Here is a 23,149-nt window from a genome sequence, read left to right on the forward strand (position 1 = left end):
GGTCGGCATTCTAGAGATTCGTCAGATGCGGTAAAGTCATTACCTATCTGTTCTGAAGATGGGTTGAGCCATGAACATGCAATGGAATCTGGAACAGCTGCGCTTGTTTGTCAGTGTTGCCGAACAGCGTTCGTTCTCCGCGGTGGCGCGGGATCAGCGCAAGGCGCAGTCGGCGGTCAGCAGTTCGATTGCGCTGCTGGAAGAGGACCTGGGCGTCAGCCTGTTCGATCGCAGCAGTGGTCGTCAGCCGAGACTCACCGAGGCCGGCACCGCGCTGCTTGAGGAGGCGCGGGAAGTACTGCGCCAATGCGAGCGCCTCAATGGCCGGGCGCTGGCGATGATGCGCGGCCAGGAAGCGAGTCTGCGTGTGGCTCAGGACGAAGCAATGCCTTATCAAGCGGTGGTTGAAAGCTTCGAGGCTCTGGCAGAAAAGTTTCCCAGCCTCGAAGTTCAGCTGACCAGCGCCGCCCAGGGTGATGTTGCGCGCAAATTGGTGGAGCGCCGGGCCGACCTGGGCTTGCTGTTTTATCATGAGCAAATACCCGAAGCCCTCGAGCGGAGGGTGCTGGGTAGCGTCGAAATGGTTACGGTGTGCGGTGTGGGGCATCCCATGGCGAAGCAGGCGCAGGTCGATTGCCAGCAAATGGCGCAGCATCGACAGTTGCTGATGTCCACGCAGTCCAGCGTCTATCCCGGAAGCGAGCCCGCCAGCCCGCAGGTCTGGCGCGCCGACAGTTTCTATGTGATGGCTGAGTGGGTCATGCGCGGTCTTGGTTGGGCCTGGTTGCCGCGACATGTGGTGCAGTACCCGGCGTATCAGAATCAGATGGTCGAACTGGCCAGCGAATGGACGCCGCCAGCGTTGATTGTCGAACTGGTCTGGCGTCGCGATGAGCCCCTCGGTCCGGCGGCCCGTTGGCTGGCTGAACGTTTTGCCGTGCACTTGCAGGCGATCGGCTAAAAAACCGATAAACTCCGCCGCCATGAATAGAACTCTCTACACCGTGCTGTTTTACCTGGGGCTGCCATTGGTAGCGATTCGGCTTTGGCTACGGGCGCGCAAGGCTCCGGCGTACGCCAAGCGCATTGGCGAACGGTTCTCCCTCGCGCTACCGGCGATGAAGCCGGACGGCCTCTGGGTGCACGCGGTGTCGGTGGGCGAAAGCATCGCCGCGGCGCCGATGATCCGCGCCTTGCTGCAACGCTACCCGACGCTGCCGATCACCGTCACCTGCATGACCCCGACCGGGTCCGAACGGATCCAGGCGCTGTTCGCCAACGAGCCGCGCATTCAACACTGCTATCTGCCTTACGACTTGCCCTGCGCCGCGGCGCGATTCCTTGATCGAGCCCGCCCGAAACTGGCGGTGATCATGGAAACCGAGCTCTGGCCCAACCATATCCACCAATGCGCCAAGCGCGGGATTCCCGTGGCGCTGGCCAATGCGCGACTGTCCGAGCGTTCGGCCAAAGGCTATGGCCGCTTCCATAAACTGACCGGGCCGATGCTTGCCGAGATGAGCCTGTTTGCGGTGCAGACCGAAGCCGAGGCGCAGCGCTTCCGGGATTTGGGCGCGCGCCCGGAAACCGTCGAAGTGACCGGTTCGATCAAGTTCGACCTGACCATCGACCCACGACTGCTGCAGCGTGCCGGCGAGTTGCGTGCGCAGTGGCAGGCGCAGGATCGCCCGGTATGGATCGCCGCGAGTACCCATGAAGGCGAAGACGAGGTGGTGCTGGCCGCCCATCGTCGGCTGTTGGCCAATCATCCTGATGCCTTGCTGATTCTGGTGCCGCGTCATCCGGAGCGTTTCAACCCGGTGTTCGAGTTGTGCCGGCAGCAGGGATTCGCCACGGTGCGGCGTTCGACGGGCGAGCCGGTTACCGCAGGCACTTTGGTGCTCTTGGGCGACACCATGGGCGAGTTGCTGTTTCTCTATGCGTTGGCCGACAGCGCGTTCGTCGGTGGCAGCCTGGTGCCCAACGGCGGTCATAACCTGCTGGAACCGGCGGCCCTGGCCAAACCGGTGCTCAGCGGGCCACACCTGTTCAACTTCCTCGAGATCGCCACGCAGTTGCGTAGCGCCGGGGCATTGGCCGAGGTTGATGATGCCGAAGGTCTGGCGCTGGCCGTGCAGCGGCTGTTCGAATTGCCGAGCGATGCGCAGCGGATGGCAGAGGCGGGGCTGAAAGTGATGCGCACCAATCAGGGCGCGTTGCAGCGGTTGCTGGATGGGTTGGGCAGGTTGATCGACAAGTCCTGAGTTTGTCACTACTCCTTTGTGGCGAGGGAGCTTGCTGTGGCGAGGGGGCTTGCCCCCGTTCGGCTGCGAAGCAGTCGTAAAACCGGCAAACCTGGTTTGCCTGACACACCTAGGTGGTTTTGGTACTTTCAGGGCCGCTTCGCGCCCTAGCGGGGGCAAGCCCCCTCGCCACAGGCAGCCCCTTCACCACCGGTTTGCTTTTATTGGGCGGGATTAGCCCGTAATTGCTCCGCCGCAGCCTTGGCCAGATCCGGTGGCAGGAAGTCCTTGTCCGGGTTGTAGTCGGGTTTGAGGTAACGCGTCAGGTCCTGCAAATCCCCCGGGTTCAAGGTGCCGGCGGCCTGCTTCAAGCGCAGGTTGTCGAGGATGTAGTCGTAGCGGGTGTTGTTGTAATTACGCACCGAGGTGTACAGCTGACGCTGGGCATCGAGCACGTCAACGATGTTGCGCGTTCCCACCTGATAACCGATTTCGGTCGCTTCCACCGCGCTCTGGTTGGAGATGATCGACTGCCGGCGGGCCTGTACCTGCTCGACGTCGGTGTTCACCGCCCGGTGCAGGTTGCGGGTGTTTTCCACGACCTGACGACGCAGCGCTTCGCGTTGCTGCTCGGACTGAGTCAGCCGCGAGTAGGACTCACGCACCTGCGAGCTGGTCAGCCCGCCGCTGTAGAGCGGGATGCTCAGTTGCAGGCCAACCGTACGCTGCTCGACATCGCCGCCGTAACGCACGCCGTTCGGGTTCGGGTTGGTAAAACCGAGGGCGTCGTTGTCACCTTTCTGGTATTGCGCGACCGCATCCAGGGTGGGCGCATGCCCGGCCTTGCGCTGCTTGAGGGTTTCCTCGGCGGCGCTCACCGCGTAGTTGCTGGCCAGCAGATTCAGGTTCTGCTTGGCGGCGGTGTCGACCCAGGCTTTGGCATCGTTCGGTGCCGGCGGCAGAATCGGCAAGGTATGGACGATGCCCTGAATCGAGTTGTACTGGCGGTTGGTCAGAGTGATCAGCGCTTCGAACGCGTCATCCACCTGACGCTGAGCAAGAATCCGGTTGGCCCGCGCCGTGTCGTAGCTGGCTTGGGATTGCAGCACGTCGGTCTTGTCCGACAGACCGACGTCGAAGCGCTCGTTGGACTGGTCGAGTTGACGCTTGAACGCCGCTTCTTCGGCCTTGGTCGAGGCCAGGGTGTCCTGGCTGCGCAGCACGTTGAAGTAGCTTTCGGCACTTTGCAGAATCAGGTTCTGTTCGGTGGCCGAGAGTTGCAACGCCGCCTGTTCGTTGACGTCCTTGGCGGCCTGCAACTGGAACCAGCGATCAGCGCGGAAAATCGGTTGCGCGAGAGTCGCCTGATACACCGTGCCACTGCGGGTCGAGGTCAGCGATGGCTGGTCGAGCGAGGTGCGGGTGTTGTTCAGGTCGGCACCGGCGGACAGATTGGGCAACAGCCCGGCGCGGGCCTGGGGCACGACTTCCTTCTGAGCACCGTATTGGGCGCGGGCGGCGGCGAGGTCGGCGTTGTTGTCCACCGCTTCCTGGTAGACGCTGACCAGGTCAGTCTTGGTCGATAAGGGCGCTTCTGCTGCCCAGGCCATTCCATTGGACGCACAAGACACGGCAAGGGCCAGTGAGAGTTTGCGCAGCATGAGGCCATCCCTAAAAATTACGCTGATAATTTGAGCGCCAAGGCTACGGCGCGGCGCCCTGCAGCGTCAAGGCGCAGCACGGCGTAGCGAGTGTAGTTGCACGCAGGCACGGCAACAATCCGGTAATTGCGCCATTCATCATGGTGTTTGCTGCGGAGTTGGCGTTCTTTGCCGGTTGTGTCTAGACTGGCCGGGTTCTTGTCGGGGTGCCTTGCTATGAGGCTGAGATCGAATAATTTCGGATCCCGTTGAACCTGATCAGGTTAGCGCCTGCGTAGGGAACAAGATTTCTCGTCACCCGGCGAGTCCTCTTGTGCTTCGTCCGGGATGTTGTTCGACAATCGAACACCCCTCGAGCACCGAGCACAGCACAGCTGGTTTTCCCAGCGCCCGTGCGTCCATTCGTTTACAGGTTCGCTCCGACAAAAATCCACTGCCTGGATGTGTGTCTGGAGAGCCCGTGATGACTACAAAATCAAAAATCGAAACCAATCTGAGTGACTCGGCCAAGGTCGATCAGCAATCGGTTCAGCCGTTTACCCGCTCGCAAAAAATCTATGTCCAGGGCTCGCGCCCCGACATCCTCGTGCCGATGCGCGAAATCAGCCTGGACGTGACCCCGACCGACTTCGGTGGCGAAATCAACGCGCCGGTGGTGGTGTATGACACCTCGGGCCCGTACACCGACCCCAACGTCATCATTGATGTGCGCAAAGGCCTCGCTGACGTGCGTTCGCCGTGGATCGAAGCCCGTGGCGACACCGAGCGTCTGCCGGGTTTGAGCTCGAACTTCGGCAAGGAACGCCTCGCAGATCCGGAACTGACCAAGCTGCGCTTCGCTCACGTGAACAACCCGCGCCGCGCCAAGGCCGGTGGCAACGTCACCCAGATGCACTACGCCCGCAAAGGTATCATCACGCCCGAGATGGAATACGTTGCCATCCGCGAAAACATGAAGCTGGAAGTGGCCCGCGCCGCAGGTTTGCTGGACCAGCAACACGCCGGTCACAGCTTCGGCGCCAGCGTGCCGAAAATCATCACCCCCGAATTTGTCCGTGAAGAGATCGCTCGCGGTCGCGCGATCATTCCCGCCAACATCAACCACACCGAACTGGAACCGATGATCATCGGCCGTAACTTCCTGGTGAAGATCAACGGCAACATCGGCAACAGCGCACTGGGTTCGTCCATCGAAGAAGAAGTGGCGAAACTGACCTGGGGCATTCGCTGGGGCGCGGACAACATCATGGACTTGTCCACCGGTAAGCACATTCACGAAACCCGCGAGTGGATCATCCGTAACTCGCCGGTACCGATCGGTACCGTGCCGATCTACCAGGCCCTGGAGAAAGTCGGCGGCGCCGCTGAAGACCTGACCTGGGAGCTGTTCCGCGACACGCTGATCGAGCAGGCCGAACAGGGCGTCGACTACTTCACCATCCACGCCGGTGTATTGCTGCGCTACGTGCCGCTGACCGCCAAACGCGTGACCGGTATTGTTTCCCGTGGCGGTTCGATCATGGCCAAGTGGTGCCTGGCGCACCATAAAGAGAACTTTGCTTACACGCATTTCGAAGAGATTTGCGAAATCATGAAGGCCTACGACGTCAGCTTCTCCCTGGGCGATGGCCTGCGTCCGGGCTCGATTGCCGACGCCAACGACGCGGCACAATTCGGTGAGCTGGAAACCCTCGGCGAGCTGACCAAAATCGCCTGGAAGCATGACGTACAAACCATGATCGAAGGCCCGGGTCACGTGCCGATGCAGTTGATCAAAGAGAACATGGACAAGCAGCTCGAGTGCTGCGACGAGGCGCCGTTCTACACCCTCGGCCCGCTGACCACCGATATCGCGCCGGGCTACGACCACATCACTTCGGGTATCGGTGCGGCGATGATCGGCTGGTTCGGTTGCGCGATGCTTTGCTACGTGACGCCGAAGGAGCACTTGGGCCTGCCGAACAAGGATGACGTGAAGACCGGGATCATCACCTACAAGATCGCGGCCCACGCTGCCGACCTTGCGAAGGGGCATCCGGGGGCGCAAATTCGCGACAACGCCTTGAGCAAGGCGCGTTTCGAATTCCGTTGGGAAGACCAGTTCAACCTGGGCCTTGATCCGGACACTGCGCGTTCGTACCACGACGAAACCCTGCCGAAGGATTCGGCCAAGGTCGCGCACTTCTGCTCCATGTGCGGGCCGAAATTCTGTTCGATGAAGATCACCCAGGAAGTCCGTGAATACGCGGCCAACCAGCGGATCGAAACCGTCGATGCGGAAATCGCCCAGGGCTTGGCCGAACAGGCCGAGCGGTTCAAGCAGGAAGGTAGTCAGTTGTACAAGAAGGTTTGATCCCTTACCGATCGTTCCCACGCTCTGCGTGGGAATGCAGCCCGTGACGCTCCGCGTCACTGGACGCGGAGCGTCCCTAGAGGCATTCCCACGCAGAGCGTGGGAACGATCACAACAAATGTCCCTCTGAGATAACACCCCTTGAGCATCCAACCCAGCACTTACTCCCCGGATTGCGCGGTGCCGATCGACAAACGTGTCTTCGGCGGCCGCGATCTGTTTTCCCTGTGGTTCTCCCTCGGCATTGGCCTGATGGTGTTGCAGACCGGTGCTTTGCTCGCACCGGGTCTGGGCCTGTCAGGCTCGTTGCTGGCGATTCTTCTCGGCACGCTGGTCGGCGTTCTGTTGCTGGCCGCCGTCGGCGTGATCGGCAGCGACACCGGCCTGTCGTCGATGGCCGCGCTCAAACTCAGCTTGGGCCGTCATGGCGCGAGCCTTCCGGCGGTGTTGAACCTGCTGCAACTGATCGGTTGGGGGGCGTTCGAAATCATCGTGATGCGCGACGCTGCCAGCCTGCTCGGCGCCCGCGCATTCAGTGAAGGCAGCCTGCTGTCGAGTCCGCTGCTTTGGACAGTTTTCTTCGGTGGTTTGGCGACTTTGCTGGCCGTCAGCGGGCCACTGACCTTCGTGCGCAAGATCCTGCGCAAGTGGGGTATCTGGCTGCTGCTGGCCGCGTGTATCTGGCTGACCTGGAACCTGTTCGCCAAAGCCGACCTTGCGGCGTTGTGGGCGCAGGCCGGTGATGGTTCGATGCCGTTCGCCGTGGGCTTTGACATTGCGATCGCCATGCCGCTGTCCTGGCTGCCGCTGATTGCCGATTATTCGCGGTTCGGCAAGCGTGCGAAAAACGTCTTCGGCGGTACGGCGCTGGGCTTCTTTATCGGTAACTTCTGGCTGATGAGCCTGGGCGTGGCCTACACCCTGGCGTTCGCGCCGAGCGGCGAAGTGAATGCCTTGTTGCTGGCATTGGCCGGTGCAGGCCTGGGGATTCCATTGCTGCTGATTTTGCTGGATGAGTCGGAAAATGCCTTTGCCGATATTCACTCGGCGGCGGTATCCAGCGGGATTCTGTTGCGCTTGAAAGTCGAGCATCTGGCCTTGGCCATCGGCGTCATCTGCACGCTGATCGCCTGCCTGGCGCCATTGGCCCAGTACCAGAACTTTCTGCTATTGATCGGCTCGGTGTTTGCGCCGCTGTTCGGCGTGGTGCTGGTGGATCACTTCATCCTGCGCAGGCGCAGCGCTCACGTAGCGTCAGCCGCATTGCGCTGGCCGGCATTGCTCGCCTGGTTGGGCGGGGTGAGCACCTATCATTTGCTGGCCAATCTCTATCCGGACATCGGCGCAACCCTGCCGTCGCTGGTGCTGGCAGGGCTGCTGCAACTGCTGCTCGGTCGAGCCTTCAGCTACGGCCGGGAAACAGTTCAGGCTTGAGAATACCGTTCAGGCGCGGGTAGGGGATCTTCAGTTCTACGTGGCCCAATGCGTAAGGCGCAACGGTGCTCACTTCGTATTTGAGGATCACCCCGCCGTAAGTCAGCGCCACATTCTGGGTTTTCACGAAGGGCCAGCTCTTCACGAACTCCGGTTCCTGATCGAGCTTGGTGCTGATCAGCCAGCTGTTGTGCGCCACTTGGGCGGCTTTCCAGAACGCTTCTTCCTGCCCCGGAATCAACATATCCGACAGTGTCAGCACTTTATGCTGCTGGCGTGAATAGTTGATGAAACCGCGGCCCGGCGTGCCATGGGCACCGCCGGTGTCCAGGTAGCTGGACAATTCAACGATCACCAAGCCGTCATGCTGCTCACGTACCTTGGCTTGCAGGTAGCTGCTGTAGCGCGGGCCTGCGTTGCTCAAAAACTGCTCGCGATACGCCGCCAGCGTCGGCGCTACCGGGGCGTCAGGCGAGGTGCGGGTCATTTGCAGCAGGCGTTTTTCGATGATGCCGTCAAGTGCAGGCTCATCGGGGAAACGCAGCGTATCGATATTCACCAACGGGCATTCAGGGTTGGCACAGCCTGGTTTCAACTGTTCCGATGCGTCGCGGGTAGTTTCCAGCGGCGCCCGATAGTTGGGCTGGAACAAACTCTGGCAGGCGCCCAGGGTCAGGGCGATGGCGGCCACGGAGGCGATTTTAAAAAGCGACATGGGCGTCCTTCATAAAACAGGGAAAGGCGAAAAGTTACCCGCTTCGACTCTCAACGAAGCAGTCAGTTCGCCACTAAGCTAATTAGAGTTGGTTTCGCCCTCACCGTCTATCCCGCTGACTGGAAAGGGGCTGCATCAAACATCGCGGGCGCGTTAGGATGGCGCGAAGTCGAGGTTGCAAGTAACAAAAAGGAGCCTCGTAACGGATTTGTAGTAAACGAGGATTGTCATGACTGATTTTGCCAACGCCATTCCGACCGCCGTTGAGATCGTTCGGCGCGAAAAGTGCTACGAGGGTTTCTACAAGCTCGACCGCGTGCACTTGCGTCACGAATTGTTCGCCGGTGGCATGAGTCGCGAGATCAATCGTGAACTGTTTGTTCGCCATGATGCGGTGTGCGTGCTGCCTTACGATCCGCAGCGCGATGAAGTGGTGTTGATCGAACAGTTTCGCGTCGGCGCCATGGGCAAGATCGATAACCCGTGGCTGATCGAACTGGTCGCCGGTCTGATCGACAAGGATGAAGTGCCGGAAGAAGTTGCTCACCGCGAAGCGCAGGAGGAAGCTGGGCTTGTATTCGGGGCGCTCTGGCCGATGACCAAATATTTTCCATCGCCGGGCGGCAGTAACGAATTTGTGCATTTGTACCTGGGGCGTTGCGAGACAACCGGGGTTGGCGGCCTGCATGGGCTGGAGGAAGAGGCAGAAGATATTCGCGTCACGGTCTGGGCGTTTGAAGATGCCCTGCAAGCCGTACGCGACGGACGTATTGCCAACGCACCAAGCATCATTGCCTTGCAATGGCTGGCTTTGAACCGCGTTGAAGTGAGGGGGTTATGGTCGTAAACAAGCTGCGCGATCGCTACCGGATCGACCTCGTGGGGCTGCAAGCCTCCTGCGAGGCCAACTACGCGCGCCTGATGCGACTGCTACCGGATATGCGTAGCGAACCGGAGGCGCGGCGCATCGCCGTCACCCATGGCGACCAGATGCTGGGCGTGCTGGCCCTCGAAGTGCTGCAGGTCTGTCCGTACACCACGACCCTGCAAATACGCCAGGAACACAGCCTGCCATGGCTGCCGGTGCCTCAACTGGAAGTTCAGGTGTATCACGACGCGTGCATGGCCGAAGTGGTCAGCGCCGAACATGCACGACGCTTCCGGGGCATCTATCCTTACCCGAACGCCGCGATGCATCAGCCGGACGAAAAGGCTCAGCTCAATCTGTTTCTGGGGGAATGGCTGAGTCATTGCCTGGCTTGCGGTCACGAGTACGCCGTTGTGCGCTAAGAGCCCTGTGTAGTTGTGAACTGCGTCCGGTTCACAGGTTTCCTCTTTTGATCGTCCCCCAGCATAATTGCGGCACTTATCCATCCCGTGATCACGCCCTGGGAGAACGCCTTGCCGAGCGTATCCACATTGACCACCGCCGATCCGGCGTTGCTGGTGCAACTCTCCGACAGCCATCTGTTTGCCGAGGCGGACGGGACGTTGCTGGGCATGAATACCCGCGACAGCCTGCAACAGGTCATTGAGCTGGTATTGAAGCAGCAGCCGCAGATCGATTTGATCATTGCCAGTGGTGATCTTTCCCAGGACGGGACGCTGGAGTCGTATCAGCTGTTTCGTGACCTGACCCGACAGATCGATGCACCGGCACGCTGGATTCCCGGTAATCATGACGAGCCGCAGATCATGGCCGAAGCAGCGGTGCAAAGTGCGCTGCTGGAGCCGGTGGTGGATATCGGCAACTGGCGGGTCACGTTGCTCGATTCGGCGGTGCCAGGGTCAGTGCCGGGGTATTTGCAGGATGAGCAATTGCAGTTACTCGCTCGCTCGTTGAGTGAGGCACCGCAGCGGCATCATCTGGTGTGTTTCCATCATCATCCGGTATCGATCGGGTGTGCATGGATGGAGCCCATTGGCTTGCGCAATCCAGAAGCGTTATTCGCGGTGCTGGATCGCTTTCCACAGGTGCGTGCGGTGTTGTGGGGTCATGTGCATCAGGAAATTGACCAGGTGCGCAACGGTGTGCGCCTGATCGCATCGCCCTCGACCTGCATTCAGTTCGAGCCGGGCAGTGATGATTTCAAGGTGAGCGAGCAGGCGCCGGGGTATCGATGGTTGCGGTTGTTGCCGGATGGCCAGCTCGAAACAGGCGTTGAGCGCGTCACCGGTTTCGATTTTCAGGTTGATTACGGCTCCAACGGTTACTGAACACTCGGTAAGACCGCGGCGCGGCCATCGCGAGCAGGCTCGCTCCCACATTGGAATGCATACCCCTGTGGGAGCGAGCCTGCTCGCGATGGCGTCCGCCAAGACAACCTGATTTCCACGCATATCCCCGATTTTCCCGACACCCTGTAAACTGCGCCTCTTTACCCGACGCACAGGGAGCTCAGATGTCTGGTTCGATCCTTTATATCCACGGTTTCAACAGCGCGCCGGCGTCGAAAAAGGCCTGTCAGTTGATTAATGTAATGGAACGGCTGGGCTTGAGCGATCAGTTGCGTGTGCCGGCCTTGCATCATCATCCCCGCGAGGCCATCGGTCAGCTGGAGCAGGCGATTGCCGAGCTGGGGCGGCCACTGCTGGTCGGCAGCTCACTCGGCGGCTACTATGCGACTCACTTGGCCGAGCGCCATGGCTTGAAAGCCCTGTTGATCAACCCTGCCGTCAGCCCGCACCGGATGTTCGACGGGTTCCTGGGAACGCAGAAAAATCTGTATACCGATGAGACTTGGGAATTGACCCACGACCACGTGACGGCCCTGGCCGAGCTGGAAGTGCCGGCGCCCAAGGATCCGCAGCGGTTTCAAGTATGGTTGCAGACCGGCGACGAAACGCTGGATTATCGCCTCGCCCAGCAGTATTACCGGGCCTGTGCCTTGCGCATCCAGGCGGGCGGCGACCATAGTTTCCAGGGTTTTGCCGAGCAATTGCCGGCAATGCTGAGTTTCGCCGGCATCGGCGCAGATTTGTATCAGGCGATTGATTTCACTGCACTGTGATTTGTCGCCTCTTTTTCACAGAACACTTTTTACAGGCGGACGACGAGACCCCATGGCCACTCCCAGCGCTAGCTCTTATAACGCAGACGCCATCGAAGTCCTCTCGGGCCTCGACCCGGTGCGCAAACGCCCCGGCATGTACACCGACACCAGTCGGCCGAACCACCTCGCCCAGGAAGTCATCGACAACAGCGTCGACGAAGCCTTGGCCGGGCATGCGACATCGGTACAGGTCATCCTGCATGCCGATCACTCCCTGGAAGTCAGCGATGACGGCCGTGGCATGCCGGTGGACATTCACCCTGAAGAGGGTGTGTCGGGTGTCGAGCTGATCCTCACCAAGCTTCATGCGGGCGGCAAGTTTTCCAACAAGAACTACCAGTTCTCCGGCGGTCTGCACGGGGTGGGTATTTCTGTGGTCAACGCCTTGTCGACCGAAGTCCGGGTGCGTGTAAAACGCGACGGCAACGAATACCAGATGACTTTCGCTGACGGTTACAAAAAGACCGAGCTGGAAGTGATCGGTACCGTCGGCAAGCGCAATACCGGCACCAGCGTGTTCTTTGCGCCGGACCCGAAGTATTTCGATTCACCGAAATTCTCCATCAGCCGCCTCAAGCACGTGCTCAAGGCCAAGGCCGTTCTGTGCCCGGGGCTGCTGGTCAGTTTTGAAGACAAGGCCACCGGCGAGAAAGTCGAATGGCATTACGAAGACGGCCTGCGCTCCTACCTGGTGGACGCGGTCAGCGAATTCGAACGCCTGCCGGACGAGCCGTTCTGCGGCAGCCTGGCCGGTAACAAAGAAGCGGTCGATTGGGCGTTGCTGTGGTTGCCCGAGGGCGGCGACAGCGTTCAGGAAAGCTACGTCAACCTGATCCCGACAGCCCAGGGCGGTACGCACGTCAACGGTCTGCGTCAGGGCTTGCTCGATGCAATGCGCGAGTTCTGCGAGTTCCGCAGCCTGTTGCCGCGCGGTGTGAAGCTGGCGCCGGAAGACGTCTGGGAGCGCATCGCGTTCGTTCTGTCGATGAAAATGCAGGAGCCGCAATTCTCCGGTCAGACCAAGGAGCGCCTGTCATCCCGTGAAGCGGCGGCGTTTGTTTCCGGTGTGGTCAAGGACGCCTTCAGCCTGTGGCTCAACACTCACCCGGAAACCGGCATGCTTCTGGCGGAGCTGGCGATCAACAACGCCGGCCGTCGTCTGAAGGCCAGCAAGAAGGTTGAGCGCAAGCGCATTACCCAAGGTCCGGCATTGCCGGGCAAACTCGCCGACTGCGCCGGGCAGGACCCGATGCGTTCCGAGCTGTTCCTGGTGGAAGGTGATTCCGCCGGCGGTTCGGCCAAACAGGCGCGGGACAAAGAGTTTCAGGCGATTCTGCCGTTGCGCGGCAAAATTCTGAATACCTGGGAAGTCGACGGCAGCGAAGTGCTGGCCAGCCAGGAAGTGCACAACATCGCCGTGGCCATCGGTGTCGATCCGGGCTCGGCGGACATCGCCCAGCTGCGTTACGGCAAGATCTGCATCCTCGCCGACGCCGACTCCGACGGTCTGCACATCGCCACGTTGCTGTGCGCCTTGTTCGTCCAGCATTTCCGCCCGCTGGTGGATGCCGGTCACGTCTACGTCGCCATGCCGCCGCTGTATCGTATCGACCTGGGCAAAGAAATTTACTATGCCCTGGACGAGGCCGAGCGCGATGGCATTCTCGATCGTCTGGTAGCCGAGAAGAAACGCGGCAAACCACAGGTCACCCGATTCAAAGGTCTGGGTGAAATGAACCCGCCGCAGTTGCGCGAAACCACCATGGACCCGAACACGCGGCGTCTGGTGCAGTTGACGCTGGAAGATTTCGACGCGACCTCGGAAATGATGGACATGCTGCTGGCGAAAAAACGCGCTGGCGATCGCAAGTCCTGGCTGGAGTCCAAGGGCAACCTGGCCGAGGTTCTGGGCTGATGCGATTTGGCTGGGCCCTGGCGTGTGCGTTGCTGCTGACCTCGGTAACGGTTTCGGCGGAGCCTGCACCCGAGCTGCGCCTGTTGTCCGAGCATGCCGTCGACGGCATGCGCGGCGGCAATCTGTCGGGGCTGGCCCAGTGCGGCAAGGATCTGTGGACCGTTTCGGACCGTGACGATGATCAAATCTATCGCCTCGACACCCGCAACACTACCTGGCAAGCCGAAACCGTGCGCATCGACGCACCCCTGGTGCCCGACAGCGGTTTGCCCTGGGGCTTGCGTTCGCGGACCTGGGCGGCGTCGTTCGTGCGGGGCGGGGACCTGGATTTCGAAGGCATCACCTGCGACAGCGCTGGCAATCGTTACATCGTCAGCGAAGCGCACGCCGCAGTGTTGCAAGTTCCGCCAATCGGGCCTGCGTCCTGGCTGAAAATCTCGCCGATGCTGGTACGCGAAGCACGGGCCAGCGGTATGTTGCTGCACTTCAATGCATTGTTTGAAGGGCTGGCGATCAATCCGGCCGGTGACACGCTGTGGCTGGCCGCCGAACGTGAGCGCCGCGGTTTGCTGATGATCAAGCGCCAGCAAACGGTCTGGGACTGCAAGGGGGGGTGTGTGCTGCTGAGTGAAGCCGGGGTGGAGATGCAACCAGCGCAATTTCCCAAGGCCAGAACGCGCTCCCGGGATTTTGCCGATCTGTCATTGTTCGACGGCAAGCTGTTTACCCTTGAGCGCAACGTCTTTCAGGTTTGCCGCCGTGATGCCGTGACAGCCAGGGTGGAGCGCTGCTGGTCGTTTGCCGCCGAGGCCTTGCAGGAAAACCGTCGTTATTCACAGGCCTATGGGCTGGCGGAGGCGTTGATCGTGGACGCCGACGGCGCCTGGATCGGCATCGACAACAATAACGGTGCGCGAGCCGATGGCGAGGTACGCCCGATTGTCTGGCGCTTTGCCGCGCCTGAAGGCGGCTGGAGTGCCAAGACATGAGTCCGCAACCGCCGGGCAAGCGCGCCGGTCGGGTGTTGATGGTGCTGGCCTGGTGCGCCGCGCTGTTTCTGGCGACGCGGTTCTTCGGTCAGTGGGAGGAGCGTCAACAGAATCCCAATACCGTCGTCAGCTCTGAGCAGGGCCAAGGTTTTATCGAAGTGAAGCTGATCGGCAACAGCCAGGGGCATTTTGTTGCTACCGGCCAGATCAACGGCCAGCCCGTGGAGTTCATGCTCGATACCGGTGCGACCGATGTGTCGATCCCGGCCGAAATGGCCGAGCGGCTGAAACTGGAAAAAGGCTTTGGGGTGACCCTGAGCACGGCCAATGGCTTGAGCGAGGGCTATCGAACCCGCCTCGACCGGCTGCAATTGGGCGACATCGTGCTGCGTGACGTTCGCGCGCTGGTGGCGCCCGGTTTGCACGGCAATCAGGTGCTGCTCGGTATGAGCGCACTGAACAAACTTGAATTTACCCAGCGCGGTGGCACCATGCTGCTGCGCCAGACAACGAACTGATGAGGCCCGCATGAGCGACTCCCTTGATCTCAGCCTGGACGGTGTAGAACGCCGGTCACTGGCTGACTTCACCGAAAATGCCTACCTCAACTACTCCATGTACGTGATCATGGACCGTGCCTTGCCGCATATCGGCGACGGCCTGAAGCCGGTACAGCGGCGCATCATCTATGCGATGAGCGAGTTGGGGCTGGACGCCGATTCCAAGCACAAGAAATCGGCACGTACCGTCGGTGACGTGCTCGGTAAGTTCCACCCGCACGGCGACTCGGCGTGTTATGAAGCCATGGTCCTGATGGCCCAGCCGTTCAGCTACCGCTACACGCTGGTCGACGGCCAGGGTAACTGGGGTGCGCCGGACGATCCGAAGTCCTTCGCCGCCATGCGTTACACCGAGGCGCGGCTGTCGCGTTATTCCGAAGTGCTGCTCAGCGAACTGGGCCAGGGCACTGCGGATTGGGGCCCGAACTTCGACGGCACGCTGGAAGAGCCTTTGGTGTTGCCGGCCCGTTTGCCGAACATCTTGCTCAACGGCACCACCGGTATCGCCGTGGGCATGGCCACCGACGTACCGCCGCATAACCTGCGCGAAGTCGCGACCGCTTGCGTGCGCCTGCTGGACGAGCCGAAAGCCACGGTCGAGCAGCTCTGCGAACACATCCAGGGCCCGGATTACCCGACCGAAGCAGAAATCATCACGCCGCGCGCCGACCTGCTGAAAATCTACGAAACCGGCAAGGGCTCGGTGCGTATGCGCGCTGTTTACCACATCGAGGACGGCGACATCATCGTCACCGCGCTGCCGCATCAGGTGTCTGGCGCCAAGGTGCTGGAACAGATCGCGGCCATGATGCAGGCCAAACCGTCGAAAGCCCCGCAGATCGCTGACCTGCGAGACGAATCCGACCACGAAAACCCGTGCCGGATCGTGATTATCCCGGGCGCACGCAAAAACTTTGACCACGATGCATTGATGACCCACCTGTTCGCCAGCACCGAGCTGGAGTCGAGCTACCGGGTCAACATCAACATCATCGGTCTGGACGGCAAGCCGCAGCTGAAAAACCTGCGTGCGCTGTTGGTCGAGTGGCTGGAATTCCGGGTCCAGACTGTGCGTCGTCGCCTGCAATTCCGCCTGGACAAGGTTGAGCGTCGCCTGCACCTGTTGGACGGTTTGTTGATCGCTTACCTCAATCTGGATGAAGTGATTCACATCATCCGCACCGAGGAACACCCGAAAGCCGCACTGATCGAGCGTTTCGCCCTGAGCGAAATCCAGGCCGATTACATCCTCGACACCCGTTTGCGTCAGTTGGCGCGACTGGAAGAAATGAAGCTGCGTGCCGAGCAGGATGAACTGCTCAAGGAACAAGCCAAGCTGCAAGCCCTGCTGGGCAGCGAAGCCAAGCTGAAAAAGCTGGTACGCACCGAGCTGATCAAGGACGCCGAAACGTATGGCGACGACCGTCGCTCGCCAATCGTCGAGCGTGCAGAAGCCAAGGCCTTGACTGAGCACGATCTGCTGCCGAACGAGAAAGTGACCGTAGTTCTGTCGGAAAAAGGCTGGGTTCGCTCTGCCAAGGGGCACGAAATCGACGCCACCGGGCTTTCCTACAAGGCCGGGGATGGTTTCAAGGCCTTAGCGCCCGGTCGCTCCAACCAGTTTGCAGTGTTTATCGACTCCACTGGTCGCAGCTATTCGGTGGCTGCACACACGCTGCCCTCGGCCCGCGGCCAGGGCGAACCGCTGACCGGCCGTCTGACGCCGCCGCCAGGGGCGAGCTTCGAATGCGTGCTGATGCCTGAAGACGATTCGCTGTACGTGATCGCCTCCGACGCCGGTTACGGATTCGTGGTCAAGGGTGAAGACCTGCAAGCCAAGAACAAGGCGGGCAAGGCCCTGTTGAGTTTGCCGAACAACGCCAAAGTGATTCTGCCGCGTCCGGTAGCCGATCGTGAGCACAACTGGCTGGCCTCGGTGACCACCGAAGGTCGGCTGCTGATTTTCAAAATCAGCGATTTGCCACAATTAGGTAAAGGAAAAGGGAATAAGATCATCGGGATTTCCGGTGAACGTGTTGCCAGTCGCGAAGAATATGTCACGGACATTGCCGTTTTGCCGGAGGGTGCCACTTTGGTGCTGCAGGCCGGAAAACGTACCTTGTCACTGAAGGCGGACGACCTCGAACACTACAAAGGTGAGCGTGGACGTCGCGGTAACAAACTTCCACGTGGCTTTCAGAGGGTTGATGCGCTGTTCGTCGAAAACCTCAATTAAGCGTCCTAGAGCGCTCGATCTACGATTTAACGCGTAGATCGACGCTTTGCCGCTGGAGTCGGAACGCATATTCACGGATGATATGGCCTTTCAAGCGCCGGCGTAGCCGAGCGTTCTTCATATTTTTTGAGTATTTTCACTGTGGTTAGCCTTATGGCAGCCACCTGGATGGGACGATGACTGCTCTGCGCCTTCCTTTTATTTTGATGCTCGCCGGCGTACTTGGCCTGGCGGGTTGCAGCGTTCACCAACCGGTGTCGCTGTATCAGCTGGACAGCGGAAGTCCGGCTCAGCCTGCGCAAAGCGCTGGCATGGCGGTATTGCTGGGCCCGGTAACGGTTGCCGACTACCTGCAACGCGAAACCTTGTTGCAGCGTCAGCCCGATGGCAGCCTGCAAGCTTCGGCTGATGGTCGTTGGGCGGGTAGCCTGTCGTCCGACATCGATCAGCTGTTGCTGCGTCAGGTCGCCGGCCATCTGGACAGCCAGCGCGTTGTCCTGGCACCGGCGACATTAGGCTTCACGCCGGATGTTCAGGTGCTGCTGACGATCACGCGTCTGGACTCGGGTGCATCGCAACCGGCGATCCTTGATGCTCAATGGCGGCTGATTGACCGTCGGGGTCAGGTGCGTGATAACCGCATCATTCATCTGCAGGAACAGCACACCGGCGGGACTGCGGCTCAGGTTCAGGCTCAGGGTGTGTTGCTGCAGCGTCTGGCCGAGCAGCTGTCGACGGCGCTCAAGCCACTGGCGAACCAGCCGCCGATCGCTGAAGCACCTCGCAAGCCAGCTGCCAAACCTGTGACACCGGCAGCAGAACCGGAGAAGCAGCCGAAAATCCCGATGGCTTCGCCGATTCGCACGGATATGGAAGTGTTCAGGTTCTAAGCCTGGATTGAGTCCAGAACAAAGCCCGCCTTGTGCGGGCTTTGTTGTTTGTGGCGCGTACTGATCATTCCCACGCTCTGCGTGGGAATGCAGCCGGTGACGCTCTGCGTCACATCGGTGCCAGGTTCTGGGTATGAGGTGGGGCTGGAACGCGGAGCGTCCCTGGAGGCATTCCCACGCGGAGCATGGGAACGATCAGCCCGCAGACGATCGCTCATCTGCGGGCTTCTTTACAGCAGGGCTAAGGCTTACGCCCGGCGTTCGTGCATCCGCGCCAGTTGCCGTTCCAGCATCGACGGATAAGGCTCCATCAAGCGCTCTACGCAACATGCACCTTCAGGGCTTGCGATCGGGCGGATCCGTGCACGCTGGCGAATCAGCGCGTCGTCACTGATCTTGCGCTCAACCAGCAGCAGGTTGCGGCTGTGTTGCGACAGGGCCAGTGCATCCTGAGCGGTTTCAGTCAGCAGCAAGTCGATCTGGCTCAAGCCGAACAACTCGTCACCCAGCGTCAGACCAAGCTGCAATTGCAGGGTGATGCCGCTGTCGGCGACTTCGATCTGCAACTGATGACCCAGGGCGCGCAGCAACTCGCCGCAGCAGATGGCGTTGGTCAGGTAATCGTCGCCGCTGTCTTCTGTATGGAACAGCATCAGCGTGCTGCCATCATTCAATGTGTGCAGTTCGCTCTGGTAAAGCGACGCGGCCTGATCGAGGCAATCGCGATAGCGCTTCAGCAGCTCTTCCAGGCGTGCGCGGGGCAGGCGGCGCAGCTGATCTTGTGCGCCCAGTTGCACGGCCAGTACTGCGCTGTGCTGCGGCAGATTCGATACCTTCGGCTTTGCCACCGGTTTCGGCGCGCTGTCTGTCGCGTCGTCACGCAGGTCGGCAAACGGATCTTCGTCGTCCTCATCATCTTCGACGGTGCTGACAATGCGCCGCGGCGCAGGCTTGAGGCCGGCTACAGGCTTGGTTTCATCGAAACTTGGATCACGCAGGTTGCGCACTTCGAAGGCCGGATCGGTTTCGTCGTCGTAATCGCTGTCGTCGAACTCAGGTTCTGGCACGGGCTCGGGCTCGGCAGGCTCCGGTGCGAAATTGGCGTGCAGCTGACGAGCGAGGTCGCCGACCTCATCCTGGCGCTCGGTGGCCGGGGTGTATTCGTCGATATTGCGCAGCCACACCCGCAATTGCATCAGCGGTGTGGAGATATTGCGTCCCAGGCGCAGGCTCAAGGCCAGGGACAGCGCCAGCAGAATCGCACTCAGGATGCCCATGCTTTGCAGGCTGATGGTCATCGGCTGCTGGAACTGATCCATGTCCAGGCTGATGCGCAGTTGCCCGGCAGTCACGTCCTGGAAAGTGATTTTGCTCTGGTACATGCCTTCCGCTTCGCCCAACAGGCCGTGCTTGGGGCGCTGACCGGCTTCGGCGAGGATACGGTTATCCACGCTGTAAATGGCCGCGTGAGCCACCAGTTTGTTCTTGGTCAGGTTGTTGAGCAGCACATTCAGGCTGAGGATGTCATTGGACACCAACAGCTCCGTGGCCGAGGTCGCGGTCTGGGTGGTCAGGCTTTCGCCCAGGGCATCCGCCTGCTCGTGCATGGCCTGCTTGAACTGCAAACCCATCACGCAGGCATAGATCACCAGGGCCAGAGCGACCAGGATCACGTTATGGCTGGCAATGCGCAATGCGATCGGTACACGGCGATGACGCAGTGCCCGGAAGATCAGCAGAAAGAAGTTATCGGTTTTTACTGGCGTGGGCCGGTTCACTTGAGCTCGGCTCTTTGTCCGTGAAGTTGACGCGCAGTATAGCGACAGGCCCTAGGCCGTCAAAGCGCTCGCGGTGCCCGATGGTCACTGAAAATGGGTAGAATGCGGTTTTTTTCCACCTGCGGGGGTGCGCCTTGCGCGAAATCGTCCTGATAAACATCACGGGAGTCGACCGTCCGGGTCTGACTGCGGCCATTACCGGCGTTCTGGCCCAGGGTGGTGTGAACATTCTCGATATTGGTCAGGCGGTGATCCACGACACCCTGTCGTTTGGCATCCTGGTTGAAATTCCCGATACCGAACAAGGTAACTCGGTGCTCAAGGACATCCTGTTCAAAGGCTATGAGCTTGAGCAACAGGTGCGTTTCACGCCGGTGTCCGAAGAGGATTACCAGCAGTGGGTCGGCAATCAGGGCAAGAAACGCCACATTGTTACCCTGCTGACCCGCAAAGTAACCGCCGAGCAATTGCAGCGCGTGAGCTCGATCACCGCCAAATATGGGCTGAACATCGATCATATCGATCGCCTGTCCGGGCGCATGCCGCTGGACACTCCGGCCGACAAAGGCAAAGGCTGCATCGAGTTTTCCGTGCGCGGCGAGGCGGCGGACCCGCAAGCGCTGCGGGCCGAATTTCTCAGCGTCGCGCAAGAGCTGAACGTCGACATCGCCTTCCAGGAGGATTCGCTGTTCCGCCGTAACCGCCGTCTGGCGGTGTTCGACATGGACTCGACGCTGATCGAAGCCGAAGTCATCGACGAACTGGCCAAGGCCGCCGGTGTGGGCGACCAAGTGTCTGCGATTACCGAGCGGGCGATGGCCGGCGAGCTGGACTTCCGCGCCAGCTTCAAAGAGCGCCTGGCCTTGCTGCAAGGGCTGGACGTCAGCGTGCTGGATTCCATCGGCGCCTCGCTGCGCCTGACCGAAGGCGCCGAAACCCTGTTCGCCGAACTCAAGCGTCTGGGCTACAAGACGGCGATTCTGTCGGGCGGCTTCACCTACTTCGCCAAGCAACTGCAGGCCAAGCTGGGCATCGACTATGTATTTGCCAACGAACTGGAAGTGGTCGACGGCAAGGTGACTGGTGTGGCGGTCGAGCCGATTGTCGATGCGCAACGCAAGGCGGATCTGTTGCGTGAGCTGGCGCATAAGGAAGGTTTGCGTCTGGAGCAGACGATTGCCGTCGGTGACGGTGCCAACGACCTGCCGATGCTGGCGATTGCCGGGCTGGGTGTAGCGTTCCGTGCCAAGCCGCTGGTCAAGCAGTCGGCGAAACAGGCGATTTCCACCCTTGGGCTGGATGGCGTGCTGTATCTACTGGGCTTCCGGGATCGCGACGGGCAGCTCTGAGTTTCAGGTTGTCCGGGCGGGCCTCTTCGCGGGCAAGCCCGCTCCCACAAGGACAGCACGGACCCTGTGGGAGCGGGCTTGCCCGCGATTGGGCGCACCGCGGTTTCATGGAGTCACCCTCAAAGCGACTTCCACAACGAATCAAATTCTTCCGCTACCCCGACCACGCCGCTCCCCGCGGCGTTTTCGTTTCTGGCTGTCTCAAGCGAACGGTAGGCAAACTGATTAAAGCTGTTGGTGCTCGCCACCCGCCGCTCCAGCCCGGCCCGGCGTTCCTCGCCGTTGGTATTGATCAACACCTTATTGCCTTCCTGGAATGGCAGGCGCGGTGTGAGCAGGGTGGCCGGCAGGTCGATGGCGCTGATGGCGGGCAGTAACAGCCCGCGCAAGTACTGGCTGTGCTCGTCGTGGGAGCGTATCAGCTGCAGGCCGCAGGGTTCGGCGCAAGGCGCGACTTGCTCGATACCCATCTGCGTGCCGCCGCCCCGCACCTGGCGGATCCAGCGCACCACTGCAATGCTCCAGCCTTGACCGGCGGCATCCTCGATACCGACCATTTCGCCAGCCTGTAGCTCGGCGGGCACCGCGCCGGGCCAGGCCAGGCAATAGCCGCCAGGACTGTGATTGATCACCGGCAGCGCATAGGTCGGGAAATGCTGCTGGCGGTCGGATGCCTCGTGGCTGTCATCGTTTTGAAGGTGCGGGTATTCGATCTCTTCGTAGGGCAGCAGCGTGTCTGCCGTGCCATGAGGGGCGGCGTCGAAGGCGTGGCGCCATTGGTCTTTGGCGCGAGCTGTCGGGTCGGTCGCCGAGAACTGCGCGGGGCGGGCGCCGGGTTTTTTCAGGATGTCGTTGAACGAGCGTTGCCCGCCAAGATAAAAGTGCAAAGCGCTCATGCCCACGCACAGGGTCAACGTGCCGTGGCCGACAGTGCGCTGGAAACTGCGCTCGGCGGCCTGGCCCCAGGCAGCATGCAGGTGTTGCAGCGTATCCAGATTCAGCCCCGCCGGCACGGGCAACGGCGATACCTTGTCGGTCGACTGCTGCAGATGGTTTTCGATGGCCATGACCAAGGGTTGCGGGTCGATTCCCAGCAAACTCTCCTGTTGTTCGGCGAGGAATTTGGAGCGGTAGCGCGGCCCGGTGTCGAGATCCGGGGCGATGGCAAACAGCCCGTTGTCCGGTTTGGCCGGTTGCAGCTTGATCCACTGGCTCCAGGGTTCGAGCACCTCGGCGAGCCGGGCGATCTGGTTCTGGCGCAGCTGATTGCAGCGTGAAGCACCCAGCAGAAGGGCGACGACGTAGGTTTGCTCGATGCTCAGCTTTTGCGTCTGGCTGGCCAGTTCATCGCGCACACTCAGATTTTGCAGTTGGAACTGACAGCCAATCCGATACAGCTGATGCAGTTCCAGCCACAGATTTTCGGGCACCGGGCAATAGAGTTCGGTGGCGCGGATCAATGCGCCGTTCAGGCAATGGATTGCCCTCTGCAAAGCCTGGGTCAGCAGCGGCGCGCGATCCTTACTGAAGCGCGGCGTGACGCGAATGACGATTTGCTTGTAGCCGATCGCCAAGTGGCTCTGCAGCGCCTGGCAAAGGTTGGCGATCTTGCGCGAGCGCTCGTCGAGCACAATGGCCTGATGCAGGAAATGCCGCTCCAGGTGCTTGCAGACGTAATACACCTCGGGCCGCAGCAGTTCGAGCAATTGCAGGCGATTATCGCTGGGTGTGAGCAGTTGATTAAGTTCGCTCAAGCCTTGATACAACTGGCGAGCGGTTTCGCCGATGTTGGCTTTGGGCAGGTTGGCGATCCAGCGCTTGAGGTCGCGAGGCGTGGCTTCGCAGAAAGACAAACGCGACTGCGTCGGGATTGGTGCGCGTAGCAGCAAGACAGGATTGGTCTCATTCATGCCGTAGACAAACTCCGACCGGGAAATGGGCAGTGAATGACTTGACTGTAGCAGCTATGAACG

The 23,149-nt window shown here is 60.6% G+C and carries 18 protein-coding genes and 1 riboswitch; of the genes, 14 read left to right on the forward strand and 4 right to left on the reverse strand.

What is annotated here, in order from left to right; translation table 11 throughout:
* Positions 1-70: 70 nt before the first annotated feature.
* Both ACZ9IM_RS01750 and waaA read left to right on the forward strand, forming a co-directional pair.
* Positions 71-961: a LysR family transcriptional regulator gene (locus ACZ9IM_RS01750; protein ID WP_427625091.1), complete on the forward strand. Its 891-nt coding sequence runs from the start codon at positions 71-73 to the stop codon at positions 959-961.
* 22 nt (positions 962-983) lie between these two features.
* The gene (waaA, locus tag ACZ9IM_RS01755) at positions 984-2,264 is read left to right on the forward strand and encodes a lipid IV(A) 3-deoxy-D-manno-octulosonic acid transferase (RefSeq protein ID WP_427625093.1); all 1,281 of its coding nucleotides are present in this window, start codon (positions 984-986) and stop codon (positions 2,262-2,264) included.
* Between the two features lie 200 nt (positions 2,265-2,464).
* Here waaA and ACZ9IM_RS01760 read toward each other — a convergent pair whose 3' ends face one another.
* Complete coding sequence (locus ACZ9IM_RS01760; protein WP_427625095.1) at positions 2,465-3,904, reverse strand: TolC family outer membrane protein; 1,440 nt, start codon at positions 3,902-3,904, stop codon at positions 2,465-2,467.
* A 192-nt stretch (positions 3,905-4,096) separates the two neighbouring features.
* Positions 4,097-4,202, forward strand: a riboswitch (TPP riboswitch).
* Between the two features lie 165 nt (positions 4,203-4,367).
* Here ACZ9IM_RS01760 and thiC point away from each other — a divergent pair.
* Both thiC and cytX read left to right on the forward strand, forming a co-directional pair.
* On the forward strand, positions 4,368-6,257 hold the full coding sequence (gene thiC, locus ACZ9IM_RS01765; protein ID WP_192346009.1) for a phosphomethylpyrimidine synthase ThiC: 1,890 nt from the start codon (positions 4,368-4,370) through the stop codon (positions 6,255-6,257).
* Between the two features lie 141 nt (positions 6,258-6,398).
* Positions 6,399-7,691, forward strand: a complete 1,293-nt coding sequence (gene cytX, locus ACZ9IM_RS01770; protein ID WP_476223244.1) for a putative hydroxymethylpyrimidine transporter CytX — start codon at positions 6,399-6,401, stop codon at positions 7,689-7,691.
* On the opposite strand, the gene ACZ9IM_RS01775 is transcribed toward cytX, so the two are convergent.
* Complete coding sequence (locus ACZ9IM_RS01775) at positions 7,660-8,406, reverse strand: RsiV family protein (protein ID WP_427625097.1); 747 nt, start codon at positions 8,404-8,406, stop codon at positions 7,660-7,662. The two genes, cytX and ACZ9IM_RS01775, sit on opposite strands and share 32 nt — an antisense overlap.
* Positions 8,407-8,635: 229 nt before the next feature.
* On the opposite strand from ACZ9IM_RS01775, the gene ACZ9IM_RS01780 reads away from it, so the two are divergent.
* From ACZ9IM_RS01780 to ACZ9IM_RS01820, 9 genes are all read left to right on the forward strand, one after another.
* Positions 8,636-9,253: an NUDIX domain-containing protein gene (locus ACZ9IM_RS01780; RefSeq protein ID WP_476223245.1), complete on the forward strand. Its 618-nt coding sequence runs from the start codon at positions 8,636-8,638 to the stop codon at positions 9,251-9,253.
* On the forward strand, positions 9,244-9,696 hold the full coding sequence (locus tag ACZ9IM_RS01785; RefSeq protein ID WP_123500106.1) for a DUF1249 domain-containing protein: 453 nt from the start codon (positions 9,244-9,246) through the stop codon (positions 9,694-9,696). The genes ACZ9IM_RS01780 and ACZ9IM_RS01785 overlap by 10 nt, the downstream gene beginning before the upstream one ends.
* Before the next feature lie 111 nt (positions 9,697-9,807).
* The gene (cpdA, locus tag ACZ9IM_RS01790) at positions 9,808-10,623 is read left to right on the forward strand and encodes a 3',5'-cyclic-AMP phosphodiesterase (RefSeq protein ID WP_427625101.1); all 816 of its coding nucleotides are present in this window, start codon (positions 9,808-9,810) and stop codon (positions 10,621-10,623) included.
* 185 nt (positions 10,624-10,808) lie between these two features.
* Entirely contained in the window at positions 10,809-11,417 is a 609-nt protein-coding gene (locus tag ACZ9IM_RS01795) for a YqiA/YcfP family alpha/beta fold hydrolase (protein ID WP_030130469.1), read from the forward strand.
* A 52-nt stretch (positions 11,418-11,469) separates the two neighbouring features.
* The gene (parE, locus tag ACZ9IM_RS01800; protein WP_427625104.1) at positions 11,470-13,374 is read left to right on the forward strand and encodes a DNA topoisomerase IV subunit B; all 1,905 of its coding nucleotides are present in this window, start codon (positions 11,470-11,472) and stop codon (positions 13,372-13,374) included.
* Positions 13,374-14,363, forward strand: a complete 990-nt coding sequence (locus ACZ9IM_RS01805; RefSeq protein ID WP_476223246.1) for an esterase-like activity of phytase family protein — start codon at positions 13,374-13,376, stop codon at positions 14,361-14,363. Before parE ends, ACZ9IM_RS01805 begins: the two co-directional genes overlap by 1 nt.
* Complete coding sequence (locus tag ACZ9IM_RS01810; protein ID WP_218397175.1) at positions 14,360-14,881, forward strand: retropepsin-like aspartic protease family protein; 522 nt, start codon at positions 14,360-14,362, stop codon at positions 14,879-14,881. Before ACZ9IM_RS01805 ends, ACZ9IM_RS01810 begins: the two co-directional genes overlap by 4 nt.
* A 10-nt stretch (positions 14,882-14,891) precedes the next feature.
* Positions 14,892-17,159, forward strand: coding sequence for a DNA topoisomerase IV subunit A (gene parC / locus ACZ9IM_RS01815; protein WP_007902602.1), 2,268 nt, complete (start codon positions 14,892-14,894; stop codon positions 17,157-17,159).
* A gap of 176 nt (positions 17,160-17,335) precedes the next feature.
* Positions 17,336-18,049, forward strand: coding sequence for a PqiC family protein (locus tag ACZ9IM_RS01820; protein ID WP_008074671.1), 714 nt, complete (start codon positions 17,336-17,338; stop codon positions 18,047-18,049).
* Positions 18,050-18,297: 248 nt separating this feature from the next.
* On the opposite strand, the gene ACZ9IM_RS01825 is transcribed toward ACZ9IM_RS01820, so the two are convergent.
* Positions 18,298-19,827: an AhpA/YtjB family protein gene (locus ACZ9IM_RS01825; RefSeq protein ID WP_476223247.1), complete on the reverse strand. Its 1,530-nt coding sequence runs from the start codon at positions 19,825-19,827 to the stop codon at positions 18,298-18,300.
* 134 nt (positions 19,828-19,961) lie between these two features.
* Here ACZ9IM_RS01825 and serB point away from each other — a divergent pair, with 134 nt between their 5' ends.
* On the forward strand, positions 19,962-21,176 hold the full coding sequence (gene serB / locus ACZ9IM_RS01830) for a phosphoserine phosphatase SerB (protein WP_007939616.1): 1,215 nt from the start codon (positions 19,962-19,964) through the stop codon (positions 21,174-21,176).
* Positions 21,177-21,295: 119 nt separating this feature from the next.
* Here the strand turns inward: serB and ACZ9IM_RS01835 are convergent, their stop codons facing one another.
* Entirely contained in the window at positions 21,296-23,086 is a 1,791-nt protein-coding gene (locus ACZ9IM_RS01835) for a molecular chaperone (RefSeq protein ID WP_476223248.1), read from the reverse strand.
* Between the last annotated feature and the right edge of the window lie 63 nt (positions 23,087-23,149).

The organism is Pseudomonas sp. TE12508, from assembly GCF_056279485.1.